Here is a 13,876-nt window from a genome sequence, read left to right as displayed (position 1 = left end):
AATGTGAAAAATAGAGGTATACTAAAAATAATATGTTCAATCGAACCTGATATAATCTTGTTTGAACAAAGTACATTTTAAATTAATAGAATATTAAATGTCTGGTAATTATGGTAAAATTACATTTAACGAATATTAATATAGTTTAATGTTTGTTAAATTATATTAAGAGGGTTAAACATATGAAATTTTTTAACGACATAATAAACTCAAGTTCTGTTATAAATACAGCTACAATTCTTTCTTTAATTTTAGCAATAGCATTTTTTTTATATCAAGAGATTAAACAAAGAAAAGAGCGACAAAAAGAAATAATAAGATTAAAAGAAGAGATAATTAATCTGGTAATTAGAAACCATGTTAACAGTGAGGTTCATATATTTCGAATTGATTTGGATTCATTAATAGAAGGATTTGAAAAAAATAAAAATTGTAAATTAAATATGGAGAGAGAAGATATTGTAAAGATGATTTACGCAAGGGTATGTGAAAATGAGCATATTTCTAATAATATAAGGTTAGAATTATTGAAACAACTCGAAGAAATATTGGAAAATATTAGATATGATATAACTAATACTACTATCCAAAGTGACTCCGATAGATTTGCTTTATTTACTTCAAGAATTTCTTTAATAGTATCACTATTCGTTTTTCTTTTCATTGTGCAATTTGCTCAGTATTCTGAAGCAAATCTTAACCTAAATAATATACTAAAAGTTGCTGTAGTTGTTGTGCCGATTATACTTTTGATATCAATGAACCCTCTATTAGAGAAGGTAGTGAAAAAGGTAGTGAGAATTATAGGGGATAGTATTTTTCCTGGAACTAAAGAAGAAAACACGGGTAAGGATGGTAAAGAGATTGAGCAACACTATCAATTAATGTCATCAAATCTCAATAACGAAAGAAAAGAAGAAATTAAGTTTAATGAGTTTTTTAATGATAGTGAAGAAATTAGACAGGTATTTGAGCAAAGAATAATATTAGAAACTATAATAAGGCAGCTTTATTTTGTCAGATTTAATGAAGAAACAAGGATGCCTATTCTTAAAATAATCTCCTTATTAATTGAAGAAGATATTTTTTCAAAAAGACTCTCCAATGAGTTAAAGCAAGTTTATTCAGCTAGCAGTCATGTGATACATGAAGGGAAATTACCTTCTAGTATCAATAACTATGAACAGTTAATTAATTTAATGAAAGAGCTTGCTTTTATTATCCATACCATTTTAAATGAGTATCAAGAGAAACCTAAGGATGTATCTTAAGGATTTGAAAAGGGAAAATGAGTATGCTATTCATAAAAAAATACACCTATGTTTGGGGAGGGCACTGAAAAAGTCCACTTCATAAGAAAAAGGAGCCCATCACCTACTATATACAGGTGGTGGACTCCTTTCTATTTTTAACATATTGATAAAATGTATGTTATTTTTTCAAAGCAACCACTTTTTCAGTGGCCTCATGTTTGGGGACGATGTCTTTAAAAGTGAATAGCACTTCTATTTGAAGTTTACTATTGTTAATTTAAGGGGATTTTAAATACATAAAAAACAGTGAGAAAATTGAGCAGATCACTGTTTTTTTACTTGTTTTTTTGAGAAGAATATTTTGTTATTAAAATGCTCAAAATAGCTTTAATGATCTGTATTCATTTTTTCTTAAGTCATATTGTTGTTTTTAAGCTATTAAAATTCTGTAAAGCATCTGATTTAAAAATTTTAATTAGGAGAGGATTCTTTCTTAGGGGGAAGTGTATCTACCATAATCCATGAGTAATATATCAATTATAGTAATTATTAAACTTCGTAATATGAATTTAATCTCGAAAATCAGCAAGAAGGACTTTTACAGAAATATAGTCGTTTTTTATTTTTAGTTTAAATAAGGGAACATACTTTACAATTTGAACAGTTGTATTCATCATTTTTTATGCATTCTCCTTCGTTCGCAGCTAAGAAAATCATTTGAATGGATGTTTCCTTAAAACAGCATTATAATAATTTTTTTAGAAAACTAGAGCTTGCGTAATAAAGGTAAGAAAACAGGAAAGTATCTTTATATAGAAGAAAACCCCAACGGTGGGAATCCCACACCACCCCACAACAAACTAATCCGAAACAAAATCCCACAAATAATAAAAGCTAACGGAAAAACACCAACAACAAGAATCCTACCCGAAGACGAATACATAAAAGAACTATGCAAGAAAACACAAGAAGAACTAACAGAATACATTGAAGCAAAAACAAAAACCGATAAACTCGAAGAACTATCCGACCTACTAGAACTAATAAACGCCCTAGCCGAATACGAAGGCACAACACTAGAAGAAATCAATACAATCCGTAAAAAGAAAGCAGAAGAACGAGGTGGCTTTTCAGATCGAGTCTTTTTAATCGAAGTAACCGATAACTAGCCCCTCATAATCCCCTTACAAGCCCCTACCAAGTAATAAATCACTAAGAAAAAACAAAACAAAACAAAAACACCAACAAACACCGTAGTAGTAGTCAAAAAAAAATTTGAAATAACACGCCAAAAACCCACCCCTCCTTCCTATATATAGTACAAAGAGGAATTTTTCATTTTTGAATGGAGACGGGAGGAACTTTGATGGCGGTGTATCGTAATGTGCAGGTGAATTTTTGGCAGGATGATTTTGTTTTGGATTTGACGCCGGAGGAGCGGTATTTTTATGTATACTTGTTAACTTGTTCGAAGACGACGCAGTGCGGGATTTTTCCGTTTCCGAAGCGGTTAGCTGAGATGGAGACTGGTTATAATCGGGAGACTGTTGATAAGCTTGTGCAGCGCTTTATTGATTATGGGAAGATTCTTTATGATGCGGAGACGAGGGAGTTATTTATTTTAAATTGGCTTCGTTATAATCCTGTGACGAATACGAATGTGGAGAAGTGTGTGCTTCGTGAGCTGAAGGGTGTGAAGAATAAGGAGTTTGTGCATATGTTTCTTCATAAGTGCGTAGAGGAGGAGCTGAATGTTCCGATGCTTTTAGCACATTTCGGTATGCCGAGTGATTTGGCTATGGATGATGTTGATCCAATTTGTGAGGAGACAGAGGAAGAAGAGGTTATAGAGGAAGAGACGGGAAGTCGCGTGTTTTCTTTTTATGAGCAACATTTCGGCAGTTTGTCTCCTCATACGGTAGAGGAACTGAGTGCGTGGATGGCTGATTTGTCAGAGGAGCTTGTGCTGAAGGCTCTTCAAATTGCGTTTGAGAATAATAAGCGAACGGTTGCTTATGTGAAGGGGATTTTGAGGGGATGGCACGGGAAAGGATTTACGAAAGTGTCTGAGGTTGAGGCGGATACGGCTCAGTTTAGGAAGAAGGAGTCGTCTGTTAGTACTGGGGAGACGGAGGAGTTTTTGACGAGGTGCGAGGAGTGGGAGAAGAATGCACTGTCAGAGGAAGAGTTGCAGCGCTTTTTAGCGGAACGCGGGTGGCGTCCATGAGTATTCAAAATGTGGAGGCGGAAAAGACGGTGTTAGGTTCTCTTTTAATTGAAGGAGAGCTTATTAAGGAGTGCCGTTTGACGGAGCATTATTTTTCTATGCCAGTTCATAAGTCTATATTTCGGTTAATGCGGAAAATTGAAGATGAAGGGCAACCAATTGATCTTGTGACGCTTGTTTCTAAGATGAATCCAAATTTTTTGGAGAATATCGGGGGAATGGAGTATTTTATAGGGTTAATAGAGGGTGTGCCTACAACTAGCAACTTTTCTTATTATGAGGGGCTTGTTCGAGGTGCTTGGAAAATGTATCAGGCGGGTGTTCTCGGGCACAAGATGGGAGAGCGTCTTATTGCGGAGAAGAACGAGAAAATTATTGGTGAGACGATTACGGCACTTTGTGAGTTAGAGGAGAAAGACTACGTATGTGAGTTTGATTTGAAGGATGCGTTAGTTGGTTTGTATGAAGAGCTTCATCAAGATACGAAAGAGAATACTGGTATTGAGACTGGTTATACATCGCTAAATAAAATGACGTGCGGATTGCAGGAAGGTGATTTTGTTGTCCTTGGTGCGCGCCCTTCTATGGGAAAGACTGCGTTTGCGTTAAATATTGGACTGCATGCGGCGAAGTCTGGATCAGCAGTTGGGCTGTTTTCGTTAGAGATGAGTAGTAAGCAATTGCTAAAAAGGCTGGCGTCTTGCGCGGGCGAAGTGTCAGGAGGTAGGCTGAAAAATCCGAAGCATCGTTTTACGATAGAAGACTGGGAAAAGGTGAGTAAGGCGTTTGCGGAGATTGGTGAGTTACCGCTTGAGATTTATGATAAGGCCGGTGTTACAATGCAAGATATTTGGATGCAGACTCGTAAGTTAAAGAGGAAGCACGGTGATAAAAAGCTGTTAGTTATTGTAGATTATTTGCAGCTTATTACGGGCGATCCGAAGCATAAGGGCAATCGATTTCAAGAGATAAGTGAAATTTCACGTAAGCTTAAGTTGTTAGCGCGTGATTTAAATGTTTGTATAGTAGCATTATCGCAATTGTCTCGTTCTGTAGAGTCACGTCAAGATAAGCGTCCGCTTTTATCTGATTTAAGAGAGACGGGGCAAATTGAGCAAGATGCGGATGTCATTATGCTTATGTATCGTGAGGATTATTACGTTAAGGAAACGATACAGAAAGAGATGACGGAGATCCATGTGGCGAAGCATCGGAATGGGCCTGTGGGTAGTTTTAAGCTGAGATTTTTGAAGGAGTTTGGGCGGTTTGTGGAGATTGGATGATAAAATAGAAGAAGGCATATAAAAAGGTAAAGGAGTGGTTACGGTTGACAAAAGTAGGTCGTTTATATGAGCAAGAGAAGCAAGAAGAAATAGATAAAGCACTTTCGGCAGCTGGAATGCTCTTTAAGGGAATGAGTATAGAGGAAGTGGCTAAGAAATTAGATGTAACAATTGAGAAGGTGAAAGAGTGGGAGAAGCGTTTATCTCATTAATCGCTGGGTTAATGGGAATATTCTGCAAAGGGAAAATGGCAGCGTCTGTATAAATTTATATAAAAATAGCCGACTATTTACTATATAATAGTCGGCTATTTTTGTACGGAGAAGTTGTTAGGTTTAATACGCAAATTTTTTGATTTTCTCTTGAATATGTTTCTTATTTTTCCATAAAGAAGGATTTTCGCTCTGTAGTAATCCATTGCTCCAAATCATCTTGGCTACGTTGTACAAGTCGATTCACTAAAACATCATGCCATACATAATCCTCTAATAGGTATATATGAACGGGATCATCTGTATAAAAAGCAATATTACGCTCCTCAAGTGATGGTCCATAAATCATCTCTTTAGAATCTATCGATAAAATAAACCAATGTTCTGTAGACAGGGTTTCTGTATAAGGTGTTATACGATGGGCTTCTAGATTTTTAATGGGATTTTCAACATGCAGGGTAATACCTTGTACTGTAACTTTATCAGCTACCTCAGATAGTTCCTCTTTTAACGCTTCATACATCTCATCCCACATTGAAATGACAATACGTTTTTGGGCTTTTTTTATTAATGCCTGACAGTAGCTAAGTATTGTTTTATTGTCTTTTAAAGTAATCACTCGATTATCTGTTTTTTCCTCGGAAGTTTCTAGTTTTTTTAATGAATCACTGATTACTTCATAAGTAGACTGCCATTCTGATTGCGCCTTTTGTAAAAAGATTTCAACAGGTAGAGGTGAATAGCGAGTGGTGTCATTTATTTCTTCCTTCATGACAATTCCTTTTTCTACAAGGTTACCCAAAATCTCATAAATTCGCGCTCTTGGGATACCCGAATCCTTACTCACTTGGTAGGCTGTGACAGGCCCCTGTTTAACAAGAGATACATAAGATTTAGCTTCATATTCATTAAAACCAATTTTTTTAAGCTGTTGCACTATGTAGTCCACTTTTTTCGTCCTCCGATGTTTGCTTTTATATTTCAACGTTACAATAACTGTTTACATTTAGCAAATTATTAGTTACTATTCGGATAGTGACTAAAGGGGAGGTTAATAGTATGGATTTTTATTTAGACCCATCAGTATTAATTATTTTGATTGCTTTTGGATTTTTAGCTGCATTTATTGATTCAGTTGTAGGTGGTGGTGGACTCATTGCCTTACCCGCTTTATTATTTACAGGACTGAATCCAGCAAGTGCAGTAGCTACGAATAAACTAGCGTCGACAATGGGGTGTGCAACTAGTAATATTGTGTTTTATCGTTCTGGTAATCTTGATTTGAAATCGGCGTTTAAATTATTTCCACTCACTTTCATAGGTTCCATAATAGGGGCATGGACCGTTCATTTAATGAACCCAGAAGTACTGAAGCCATTGATGCTGATCATGCTTGGTGCGGTTGCTATTTATACGATATTCAAAAAGGATTGGGGGAGTATTTCCACTCATAAAAAATTGTCTGGTCGACACGTCATTATCTTTACTTTTTTTGTTTTTGCTATTGGTTTTTATGATGGATTTCTAGGTCCTGGCACAGGTTCGTTTTTAATGTTTTCTCTTTTATTTATTGGGTATGATTTTTTAAAAGCAGCAGGTAATGCGAAGCTTCTTAATTTAGGAAGTAATGTTGGTGCATTGTTGATATTTATGTATGTAGGGCAAGTAAACTATGTGTATGGTTTTATAATGGGGATTGCTCAAATTGCTGGAGGGATTGTTGGCTCCAAATTTGCTATAAAAAAAGGAAGCGGGTATGTTCGTGCTCTTTTCATTACAGTAACTTGTTTATTGTTAGCGAAAAATCTGTATGACTATATTCAGTAAGTAATTTTGAACATCTTCACTTCAAAGAACGTAGAAAAGGTCAAATATGAAGGCTACATAAAATATAAGAAGATACTAGGGGCAAATTTCTTTTAACATTTTTTAGATGCTACCTTATTCGAAGATAGCATCTAAAAAAGTCTCATTTAAAAGAAAATCTAAATGAAGAGAATGATATAAACTCATATTTTTCTGGGGTATGTTTATTGAGCATAGTGAAATGTTTACTCTATATTCTTCTTATAATTAACCCGCAACAACCCCTTAAAATCCACCTCAGCAATCAACACACTTAACAGTATAAGCGTCGCCCCTAAGTACCCTTTCCCTGTGAGCGTTTCGCCTGTGAAAACGAAAGCAAATCCTGCGGAAAAGACAGGTTCTAATGAAAAGATAAGACCTGTATGTGTGGGCGTAGTGTATTGCTGGGCGATAACTTGCACGATGAAAGCGACTGCGGTACAAAATATGCTTAAGGCTAATATGATTAGCCATGAGTTGATCGTGCTAGGAAGTTTTGGGGTTTCCATCACTAATGAAAAAATAAGACTAAATAGGCCGACGAAACCGAGTTGTATGACTCCGAGCGCAATCGAGTTCACATGTTTTGTTACGTTTCCAGTAATGATGACGTGAATCGCATAAAATAAGGCAGATAGTATGCAAAATATATCGCCGTTACCGATCTTGAATTCACTAGTTAATGTTAATAAGCCAATTCCTATTATCGTTAACACAATTCCTAATATAACTTTCTTTTCAGGAATGTGTTTTAAAAATATAGCTGATAATATCGGAATGAAAATGACTGTGAGACATAGTAAGAAACCAGCATTAGAGACACTAGTATACTTTGTACCGAATGTCGCGAAAATGTAAACGATAAATAAAACGGAAGCTAGTATAAAAGCATATTTTACAGTTTTAAAATCGACTTTGAATAAGTGTTTGTAAAATATTAAACCTGATAAAAGAAAGGCAATAATAAATCGTAATGCGATTAAATTATATTCTTCTATGCCATCAAGTCCAAGCTTTGTAAGTAGGATGGATGCACCCCAAAAAAATGTAACTAGTAGTAGCATTAAATCAGCTTTTAATTGTATTTTCATTTCTAGTCCCTCGTTATGTATAATTTATGATTCCATACCCCTATCCCCATTGTTTATTTTAATATTAATTCTGAATATTTGGAACAAAAATTTATCGACGTTTTATTCTATAGTTACGTACGAATTAACGTTATCTACCGCAAAAACATTAGCGAAGTTAAATTCAAACATGACGTTCATTTACGTATCTGGTAGCGGCACAGATAGTACAGAATCAGGACGTACGATATGGGCGAGAGTGAAGGGAAGAACGGAAAATGAATTGTTGCGTTTACCTTTTAAAGCCGCGTATATGTTTAGACCAGGATTGATCATTCCGGCAAATGGTGTGAAATCAAAAACGAAATCATATCAATTGATGTATGATGTGATGAAGCCGTTGAACTCTCTTTTGAAGAGATTCGGCAGTGTTATAACTTCTGAGCAGTTGGGAAGAGCTATGGTGCGAGTTGGGAAAGATGGATATTCTCGTTCAATTATAGAAAGTTCGGATTTGAAGAAAATCGGTAAGTAATAGTATGTAAAAAACGCCTATTTCATATAGGCGTTTTTTTGATGGTGAAGTTATTCTTCCTCAAACTGAAAAATATCCCGGTTAATAAGTTGGTGAAGATATTGGTCCATTTCAGCAGCAGAAACGCTTCTTTCATTTTTAAACCACCACGCACTTAATGAGGTGATTGCCCCTGAATAAAATTCAATGATCAAATCATTTGGCATCGTATGATTTTTGCACAGCTGATTTAACGCTTCTGTTTCTTGTTTTCTTGTTTCGTGACTTAAATAATGTATACGGCTAATAAATTGCTCATCAGACATTTGCGCCTCTAATATTTTACCGATTTCTTCATGATGTAGGAATTGTTCCATCACTTGAAATGGCTTACTTAATCGATCTAAAAGCGGTATTTCAGCAATCATCTCGCCATATCGTTTAAACCCAAATGCTAATAAAGCATCTTTATCTTCAAAATGTTTATAAAAGGTTGTTCGGTGTACCATCGCGCGATCACATATTTGGTTAATGGTGATAGAACTATATTTCTGTTTTGATTGCGTCATTAATTCAAATAAGGAATCCCATAGTAATTTATGTGTACGTCTAATGCGTAAATCAAGCTGTTTTTCACTATCGTTCATCTACAATTCTCCTTTTTTGTAGATTAAATATACAATGGCTTTAAATTGATTCTCCCTTTTTAATCTACATATGTATATTATATTACATGTGTTCCGGTGTATTTAAATATTTTTAAGTAAAAAACAGGAGGAGAATCAATACATGAATATAACAACTAAGAGCCCTGCAAGTGGCAAAGTTGATACTTCTAATATGAAACATACCCCGATTTTAATTGCATTACTTTTAGGGGCAATGGTTGCATTATTAAACGAAACATTACTTGGTAATGCGTTAACGGTATTAATGAAAGAATTTGACGTAACAGCTTCAACTATTCAATGGCTTTCTACAGCTTACATGTTGGTGGTTGGGGTTTTAGTCCCGATTACAGCGTTACTTCAGCAATGGCTCACAACGAGACAAATGTTTTTGATCGCTATGGTAACGTTTTTAGTCGGTACATTAATTGCGGGATTTGCACCGACATTTTCCGTTTTATTAGTCGGCCGTATCGTCCAAGCAGTAGCGACGGGGTTAATTTCACCGTTATTAATGAATACGATTTTAATTATTTGTCCACCTGAAAAGCGCGGTGCCACGATGGGATTAATCGCACTTGTGATGATGTCAGCTCCAGCAATTGGTCCTACATTATCTGGAGTAATCGTTGATTCATTAAATTGGCGCTGGTTATTCTACATTGTTATTCCTATCGTGATCATTTCAATTGTAATTGGAATGAAATACATTAAAAATGTTACAGAGTTAACAAGACCGAAAGTAGATTATCCATCTATCCTTTTATCGACATTAGGATTTGGCGGGCTTGTATATAGCTTTAGTGCATCAGGTGATTTAGGGTGGCCCGATCCGAAAGTGTATGGCGCCTTAATTGTTGGGCTTATATCACTATGTATTTTTGTAGTGCGACAATTAAAAATCGAGAATCCAATTTTAGAATTACGTGCATTTAAAGTTCCGATGTTTACAATATCAGTTGGATTAATCGTCATTGTGATGATGTCGTTATTTTCAACGATGACTTTATTACCGATGTTCCTGCAAACAGTTTTACTCGTTACAGCCTTTAAATCAGGAATTATAATGCTTCCGGGAAGTATTATTAGCGCCATAATGGGACCAATCGCAGGTAAACTATTTGATAAATTTAGCCCGAAAGTTGTTATCGTTCCCGGCATTGTGTTAGTAGGGATTGCAATGTTCTTATTTAAAGGCATTACTCCTGATACATCAATGGTACAAATTATTGTCATGCATAGCGTATTAATGGTTGGACTCATGTTCGTAATGACAGCACAAACATACGGTTTAAATCAATTAACACCAGATTTATATCCGCACGGAACAGCACTGTTTAATACGTTACAGCAAGTAGCTGGCGCAATTGGTACGGCTATCTTTATTTCGAAAATGTCTTCAGGAACAACTAAGTATATGGAAAGCTCAGCAAATCCAATGGATCCAGTAGAGAAGTTAAATGGTTTAACATCTGGATTCCAAGGTGCATTTACACTAGGGTTAATCTTTATCATTATTGCTTTTATCGTATCGTTGTTCTTAAAAGAAGAGAAAAAGGAAGTAAAGGCAGCGAGGGTTTTACAGAACGAAAATTAAGGTTCATATTAAAAAGACATCTTTACAAGATAAAGATGTCTTTTTACATTTCTTTCGTAATATCATACTGCAACAACTGCCGTTGATCATAAAATTTCTCAAAAACAATGCCCATTACGTAGAAGAACAACAGACCGAAGCAAATGTGAATGAGCGTAAAGGTAGCTCCGAATGAAGAAAATTCATAGACCATAATCGGTAATTTCGCAGTTGTCCAAACACCTAAGAAAAATACGATGTACCTAATGCTGGCGCCTTTTTTTAATAGTAGTGCTGCAATCGGAAAGGCAACATAGAGGGGACCAGCTGCAATGCCGCCTAATAATAGAGAGAATAATATTCCATATATACCGGACTTTTCTCCCATGTATTTCATTAGCGTTTCTTTCTTCACCCACTGATCAAGTAACCCTACAAATATTAGGACAGGGGGGAGTAGAAACAACATATCTAAAATGCTATTCCCCGTTAATTGTAATGCGCTCCATCCTAAAGATTGGTTTATAAAAGTTAGAATGATAAGTCCAATCAGCAAAATGAAAAAGAAGCGATATCTTTTTAGTTCCTTCATACCATCACCACCCAAATGATATATGAGAATAGGAGTGACATGAGTAATGCAGATGCATTACGGGCGTAAGCAAAGCTTCGTCCGAATATCTTTTGTTCCATCGGCAAGGTTGTAATTCCTACTGACATTAGTGTAGACATGAGTGCCGCAACTTGAGGAAGACCTGCGCCGTGCTGTACTAACGTATTACCAAGAGGAAACACGACAAAGCTTGGGATAAGTGCCACAGATCCGAGTAGTGCTGAATAAATAATACCTAAAAATCCAGACTGTTCTCCAATGATGGAAGAGATGAAGGACGGCGTTAAGATAGAAAGTGATAGTCCAACGAAAAGCATAATGGAGAGCATGGCAGGGAGGAGGTTTCGAAATATTTTCCATGATTTTAATAGGGCAGCTTTCGTTTTATTCCGATCCTTCATAAAAGAAATCCCTGTAAGAATAATGGCCAAAGTGTAAAGGATAGCGCCATTAATCATGATTAGATTCCTTTAAGTCTTTATATTTGTTTAAGAAAAAGGTTAAGTTTTTCATTTTTTCCTCAATATCTATTTGAAAATCTGCTAATTGTTCTTTTCCGGCTGTAGTAATTTTGTACATCTTTCTCGGCTTATCTGGAACGGATGTACTTACATAAGATTCAATCGCACCTTCGTTTTCTAATTTCTTCAGCGTGCGGTAAAGGATGGCACTATCGATTGGATTGACCGGAAGTTCTTCTTCACATTTCTGAAGTAGTTGCCCGCCATAGTTATCACCTTCTGCTAAAAATAACAAAAGAAATGCACCTGTATGTCTTCCTGTATGTTTCATGAATATACCTCCTAGAATGAATTGGAATATATACTGTTAATGACAGTATACTGTTGTTAACAGTATATGGTGCATGAAGTGCTATGTCAATCTTAAAATGTTACTGAGGGGAAATGGCAATTCATGTTTTAATCTTGTTAAATAACAAAATAAAAGCCTACTGTTTTCTTGTGACAGTGGCTTTCATAGTTGGTAAACTACTATATTACGCTTAGGGAATCTCGCCTTTTGATAGTAACATATATATGTTAGCCCTATATTGAGAAATAAAAAAAAGACACTCTCAAGAGTGCCTCTTATTAGCAGCCGAATCCGCCGCCCCAACAGCTAGCTCCAACGATGATTAATAAGATAAAGAGCACAACAAGTAAGGCGAATCCACCGCCAAAACCACAGCCTCCACCACAACTACCACCATAGCCTCCACAACTACCACCATAGCCCATATTAACTCCTCCTTCCATAAAGTCCATATATTAATGGATTTATATCACTTTATGTTTTTACGGATAAACTTGAGCAGGTCCTTTTGAAAAAATAAAAGTACTCGGTATTTTAAAAGAGTTGACGAACTTATTTTTGTCACGAGTATTCCGCTTATTACATATGGTATTTTATTCTGTGCATTGGGGGAAAGGAGATCGTTATGGCTAATTCTGAGATGATATTACGTTTACTTACGGATTTAAAGATTGAGCAGCAAGCTTTAAAAGAACAGCTGGAGAAAATGCAAACAGCTTTGAGTATTCTTGAAGAAAAACCAACTATTCCTGAAGAGAAATCAACTACTCTTCAAGAGAAACCAGTTGTTACAAAGCAACGTGGACATTCTGGGTTTCCAACATCTTTTCGTGATTGGAGAGCATCTTCTCAAAAGAACTAAGGAATCCTGTTATAGTGAGTTATACAAAATCACAAATGAAAAAGTACAGTCTACTGTAGTTAATACAGAGGCTGTACTTTTTGTTATGTTAGTATAAGTTGTGATAGGTGGTTTGTATTTTCTTTGACTATTCCACCTTTAACTCGATCCCTTCACCCAGCATATCTCCATTAATTTTCAAAGTTAATCCTTGCGTATTTTTCGGAACATCGAATACAATGTTCCCTTCCGAATTTTCATTAGGATTAAGAACACCAAATTTAAATGTAGCAGTATTTGCAGCTTTAAGTACTAATTGAGATTCATTAGAAATGTGATATTCTCTTCCGGTTCCGTCAATTAATTTAAAGTTATTGATATTTAGTGTAATGGGTTCCTCGTGACGATTATAAACTGCGACGTCTAATACTTTAAATACACCTTGTGCTTTAACTTCTCCATTGCCTATAACATCTAATGAATCGGCAGAGCGTATTGATATGTATACATCAGAAGAATCTCCATGGGTGGGAAGTTCTTTTTGAGGATCCTTGTTGCTAAGTTCATCATTTTTTGTTTCTTTAGAAGTCTCCTGTTCGTTTTTCGTGTTCCTGCTAGATGTATCATGTGAACTGCAAGCTGATAATCCAAACAAGAATGTGCTACATAATAATGTTGTTAATAACTTTTTGTTCATATTGTGTTCCTCCAAAATAAAAGTACTTTCATGGGTGCCATAATGATTTAATAAATCTATATTTTTCTTTATATGTATTAAATGTTACATTTTGTTACATTGGTTTTGGGATAAAAAGGAAACTTGATGTAAATAAACAAGACACTTTGCAGTGTCTTGTTTATTTAAGTTATGCGCATTACTTAATAAGACGTTAGTTACTCATCCTGAACATGAGTAACTATGTAAGATGGTTTAATTATAACATTTTAACCAGTAATG

The 13,876-nt window shown here is 35.5% G+C and carries 17 protein-coding genes; 9 read left to right on the top strand and 8 right to left on the bottom strand.

Annotation, left to right across the window (positions count from 1 at the left end):
- Positions 1 to 182: 182 nt before the first annotated feature.
- The 5 genes from NSS74_RS18980 (at position 183) to NSS74_RS18960 (ending at position 4,975) form a co-directional block, all read left to right on the top strand.
- On the top strand, positions 183 to 1,271 hold the full coding sequence (locus NSS74_RS18980; RefSeq protein ID WP_340814073.1) for a hypothetical protein: 1,089 nt from the start codon (positions 183 to 185) through the stop codon (positions 1,269 to 1,271).
- A 794-nt stretch (positions 1,272 to 2,065) separates the two neighbouring features.
- Positions 2,066 to 2,422, top strand: a complete 357-nt coding sequence (locus tag NSS74_RS18975; RefSeq protein WP_340814235.1) for a nucleoside triphosphate pyrophosphohydrolase — start codon at positions 2,066 to 2,068, stop codon at positions 2,420 to 2,422.
- A 197-nt stretch (positions 2,423 to 2,619) separates the two neighbouring features.
- Positions 2,620 to 3,480: a DnaD domain-containing protein gene (locus NSS74_RS18970; RefSeq protein WP_340814072.1), complete on the top strand. Its 861-nt coding sequence runs from the start codon at positions 2,620 to 2,622 to the stop codon at positions 3,478 to 3,480.
- Complete coding sequence (gene dnaB / locus NSS74_RS18965; RefSeq protein WP_340814071.1) at positions 3,477 to 4,763, top strand: replicative DNA helicase; 1,287 nt, start codon at positions 3,477 to 3,479, stop codon at positions 4,761 to 4,763. The genes NSS74_RS18970 and dnaB overlap by 4 nt, the downstream gene beginning before the upstream one ends.
- A 44-nt stretch (positions 4,764 to 4,807) precedes the next feature.
- Complete coding sequence (locus NSS74_RS18960) at positions 4,808 to 4,975, top strand: hypothetical protein (RefSeq protein WP_000169779.1); 168 nt, start codon at positions 4,808 to 4,810, stop codon at positions 4,973 to 4,975.
- 163 nt (positions 4,976 to 5,138) lie between these two features.
- Here NSS74_RS18960 and NSS74_RS18955 read toward each other — a convergent pair whose 3' ends face one another.
- Complete coding sequence (locus tag NSS74_RS18955) at positions 5,139 to 5,924, bottom strand: TrmB family transcriptional regulator (RefSeq protein WP_060750927.1); 786 nt, start codon at positions 5,922 to 5,924, stop codon at positions 5,139 to 5,141.
- Positions 5,925 to 6,034: 110 nt separating this feature from the next.
- Between NSS74_RS18955 and NSS74_RS18950 the strand changes: the two genes are divergently transcribed.
- On the top strand, positions 6,035 to 6,802 hold the full coding sequence (locus NSS74_RS18950) for a TSUP family transporter (protein ID WP_088098742.1): 768 nt from the start codon (positions 6,035 to 6,037) through the stop codon (positions 6,800 to 6,802).
- A 224-nt stretch (positions 6,803 to 7,026) separates the two neighbouring features.
- Here the strand turns inward: NSS74_RS18950 and NSS74_RS18945 are convergent, their stop codons facing one another.
- Complete coding sequence (locus NSS74_RS18945; RefSeq protein WP_063226605.1) at positions 7,027 to 7,914, bottom strand: DMT family transporter; 888 nt, start codon at positions 7,912 to 7,914, stop codon at positions 7,027 to 7,029.
- 169 nt (positions 7,915 to 8,083) lie between these two features.
- Here NSS74_RS18945 and NSS74_RS18940 point away from each other — a divergent pair, with 169 nt between their 5' ends.
- Positions 8,084 to 8,428: a hypothetical protein gene (locus NSS74_RS18940; RefSeq protein ID WP_233147363.1), complete on the top strand. Its 345-nt coding sequence runs from the start codon at positions 8,084 to 8,086 to the stop codon at positions 8,426 to 8,428.
- 50 nt (positions 8,429 to 8,478) lie between these two features.
- Here the strand turns inward: NSS74_RS18940 and NSS74_RS18935 are convergent, their stop codons facing one another.
- Positions 8,479 to 9,054 carry a TetR/AcrR family transcriptional regulator gene (locus NSS74_RS18935; RefSeq protein WP_340814069.1) on the bottom strand — a complete coding sequence of 192 codons (576 nt, stop codon included), beginning with the start codon at positions 9,052 to 9,054 and terminating at the stop codon, positions 8,479 to 8,481.
- Positions 9,055 to 9,196: 142 nt separating this feature from the next.
- On the opposite strand from NSS74_RS18935, the gene NSS74_RS18930 reads away from it, so the two are divergent.
- Positions 9,197 to 10,672, top strand: coding sequence for an MDR family MFS transporter (locus NSS74_RS18930; RefSeq protein WP_215588765.1), 1,476 nt, complete (start codon positions 9,197 to 9,199; stop codon positions 10,670 to 10,672).
- Between the two features lie 43 nt (positions 10,673 to 10,715).
- On the opposite strand, the gene NSS74_RS18925 is transcribed toward NSS74_RS18930, so the two are convergent.
- From NSS74_RS18925 to NSS74_RS18910, 4 genes are all read right to left on the bottom strand, one after another.
- Positions 10,716 to 11,243: a permease gene (locus NSS74_RS18925; protein ID WP_002087271.1), complete on the bottom strand. Its 528-nt coding sequence runs from the start codon at positions 11,241 to 11,243 to the stop codon at positions 10,716 to 10,718.
- Entirely contained in the window at positions 11,240 to 11,722 is a 483-nt protein-coding gene (locus NSS74_RS18920) for a hypothetical protein (protein ID WP_033706476.1), read from the bottom strand. The genes NSS74_RS18925 and NSS74_RS18920 overlap by 4 nt, the downstream gene beginning before the upstream one ends.
- Complete coding sequence (locus NSS74_RS18915; RefSeq protein ID WP_002064063.1) at positions 11,715 to 12,056, bottom strand: PadR family transcriptional regulator; 342 nt, start codon at positions 12,054 to 12,056, stop codon at positions 11,715 to 11,717. The genes NSS74_RS18920 and NSS74_RS18915 overlap by 8 nt, the downstream gene beginning before the upstream one ends.
- Positions 12,057 to 12,355: 299 nt before the next feature.
- Positions 12,356 to 12,502: a YjcZ family sporulation protein gene (locus NSS74_RS18910; RefSeq protein ID WP_000540380.1), complete on the bottom strand. Its 147-nt coding sequence runs from the start codon at positions 12,500 to 12,502 to the stop codon at positions 12,356 to 12,358.
- Between the two features lie 200 nt (positions 12,503 to 12,702).
- Between NSS74_RS18910 and NSS74_RS18905 the strand changes: the two genes are divergently transcribed.
- Positions 12,703 to 12,939 carry a hypothetical protein gene (locus NSS74_RS18905; RefSeq protein ID WP_002140614.1) on the top strand — a complete coding sequence of 79 codons (237 nt, stop codon included), beginning with the start codon at positions 12,703 to 12,705 and terminating at the stop codon, positions 12,937 to 12,939.
- Positions 12,940 to 13,066: 127 nt separating this feature from the next.
- Here the strand turns inward: NSS74_RS18905 and NSS74_RS18900 are convergent, their stop codons facing one another.
- Positions 13,067 to 13,615 carry a DUF4352 domain-containing protein gene (locus tag NSS74_RS18900; protein ID WP_340814066.1) on the bottom strand — a complete coding sequence of 183 codons (549 nt, stop codon included), beginning with the start codon at positions 13,613 to 13,615 and terminating at the stop codon, positions 13,067 to 13,069.
- Positions 13,616 to 13,876: the final 261 nt, after the last annotated feature.

Source organism: Bacillus sp. FSL E2-8868 (genome assembly GCF_038005505.1).
In the GTDB taxonomy this organism is placed as follows: Bacteria; Bacillota; Bacilli; order Bacillales; family Bacillaceae_G; genus Bacillus_A; species Bacillus_A mycoides.
This window is presented reverse-complemented; position numbering and strand designations above follow the sequence as displayed.

Coding starts and splice junctions, on each gene's coding strand:
- NSS74_RS18980 (WP_340814073.1), top strand. CDS start 183: ATGAAATTTTTTAACGACATAATAAACTCAAGTTCTGTTATAAATACA.
- NSS74_RS18970 (WP_340814072.1), top strand. CDS start 2,620: ATGGCGGTGTATCGTAATGTGCAGGTGAATTTTTGGCAGGATGATTTT.
- dnaB (WP_340814071.1), top strand. CDS start 3,477: ATGAGTATTCAAAATGTGGAGGCGGAAAAGACGGTGTTAGGTTCTCTT.
- NSS74_RS18950 (WP_088098742.1), top strand. CDS start 6,035: ATGGATTTTTATTTAGACCCATCAGTATTAATTATTTTGATTGCTTTT.
- NSS74_RS18945 (WP_063226605.1), bottom strand. CDS start 7,914: ATGAAAATACAATTAAAAGCTGATTTAATGCTACTACTAGTTACATTT.
- NSS74_RS18940 (WP_233147363.1), top strand. CDS start 8,084: ATGACGTTCATTTACGTATCTGGTAGCGGCACAGATAGTACAGAATCA.
- NSS74_RS18935 (WP_340814069.1), bottom strand. CDS start 9,054: ATGAACGATAGTGAAAAACAGCTTGATTTACGCATTAGACGTACACAT.
- NSS74_RS18930 (WP_215588765.1), top strand. CDS start 9,197: ATGAATATAACAACTAAGAGCCCTGCAAGTGGCAAAGTTGATACTTCT.
- NSS74_RS18925 (WP_002087271.1), bottom strand. CDS start 11,243: ATGAAGGAACTAAAAAGATATCGCTTCTTTTTCATTTTGCTGATTGGA.
- NSS74_RS18920 (WP_033706476.1), bottom strand. CDS start 11,722: ATGATTAATGGCGCTATCCTTTACACTTTGGCCATTATTCTTACAGGG.
- NSS74_RS18915 (WP_002064063.1), bottom strand. CDS start 12,056: ATGAAACATACAGGAAGACATACAGGTGCATTTCTTTTGTTATTTTTA.
- NSS74_RS18910 (WP_000540380.1), bottom strand. CDS start 12,502: ATGGGCTATGGTGGTAGTTGTGGAGGCTATGGTGGTAGTTGTGGTGGA.
- NSS74_RS18905 (WP_002140614.1), top strand. CDS start 12,703: ATGGCTAATTCTGAGATGATATTACGTTTACTTACGGATTTAAAGATT.
- NSS74_RS18900 (WP_340814066.1), bottom strand. CDS start 13,615: ATGAACAAAAAGTTATTAACAACATTATTATGTAGCACATTCTTGTTT.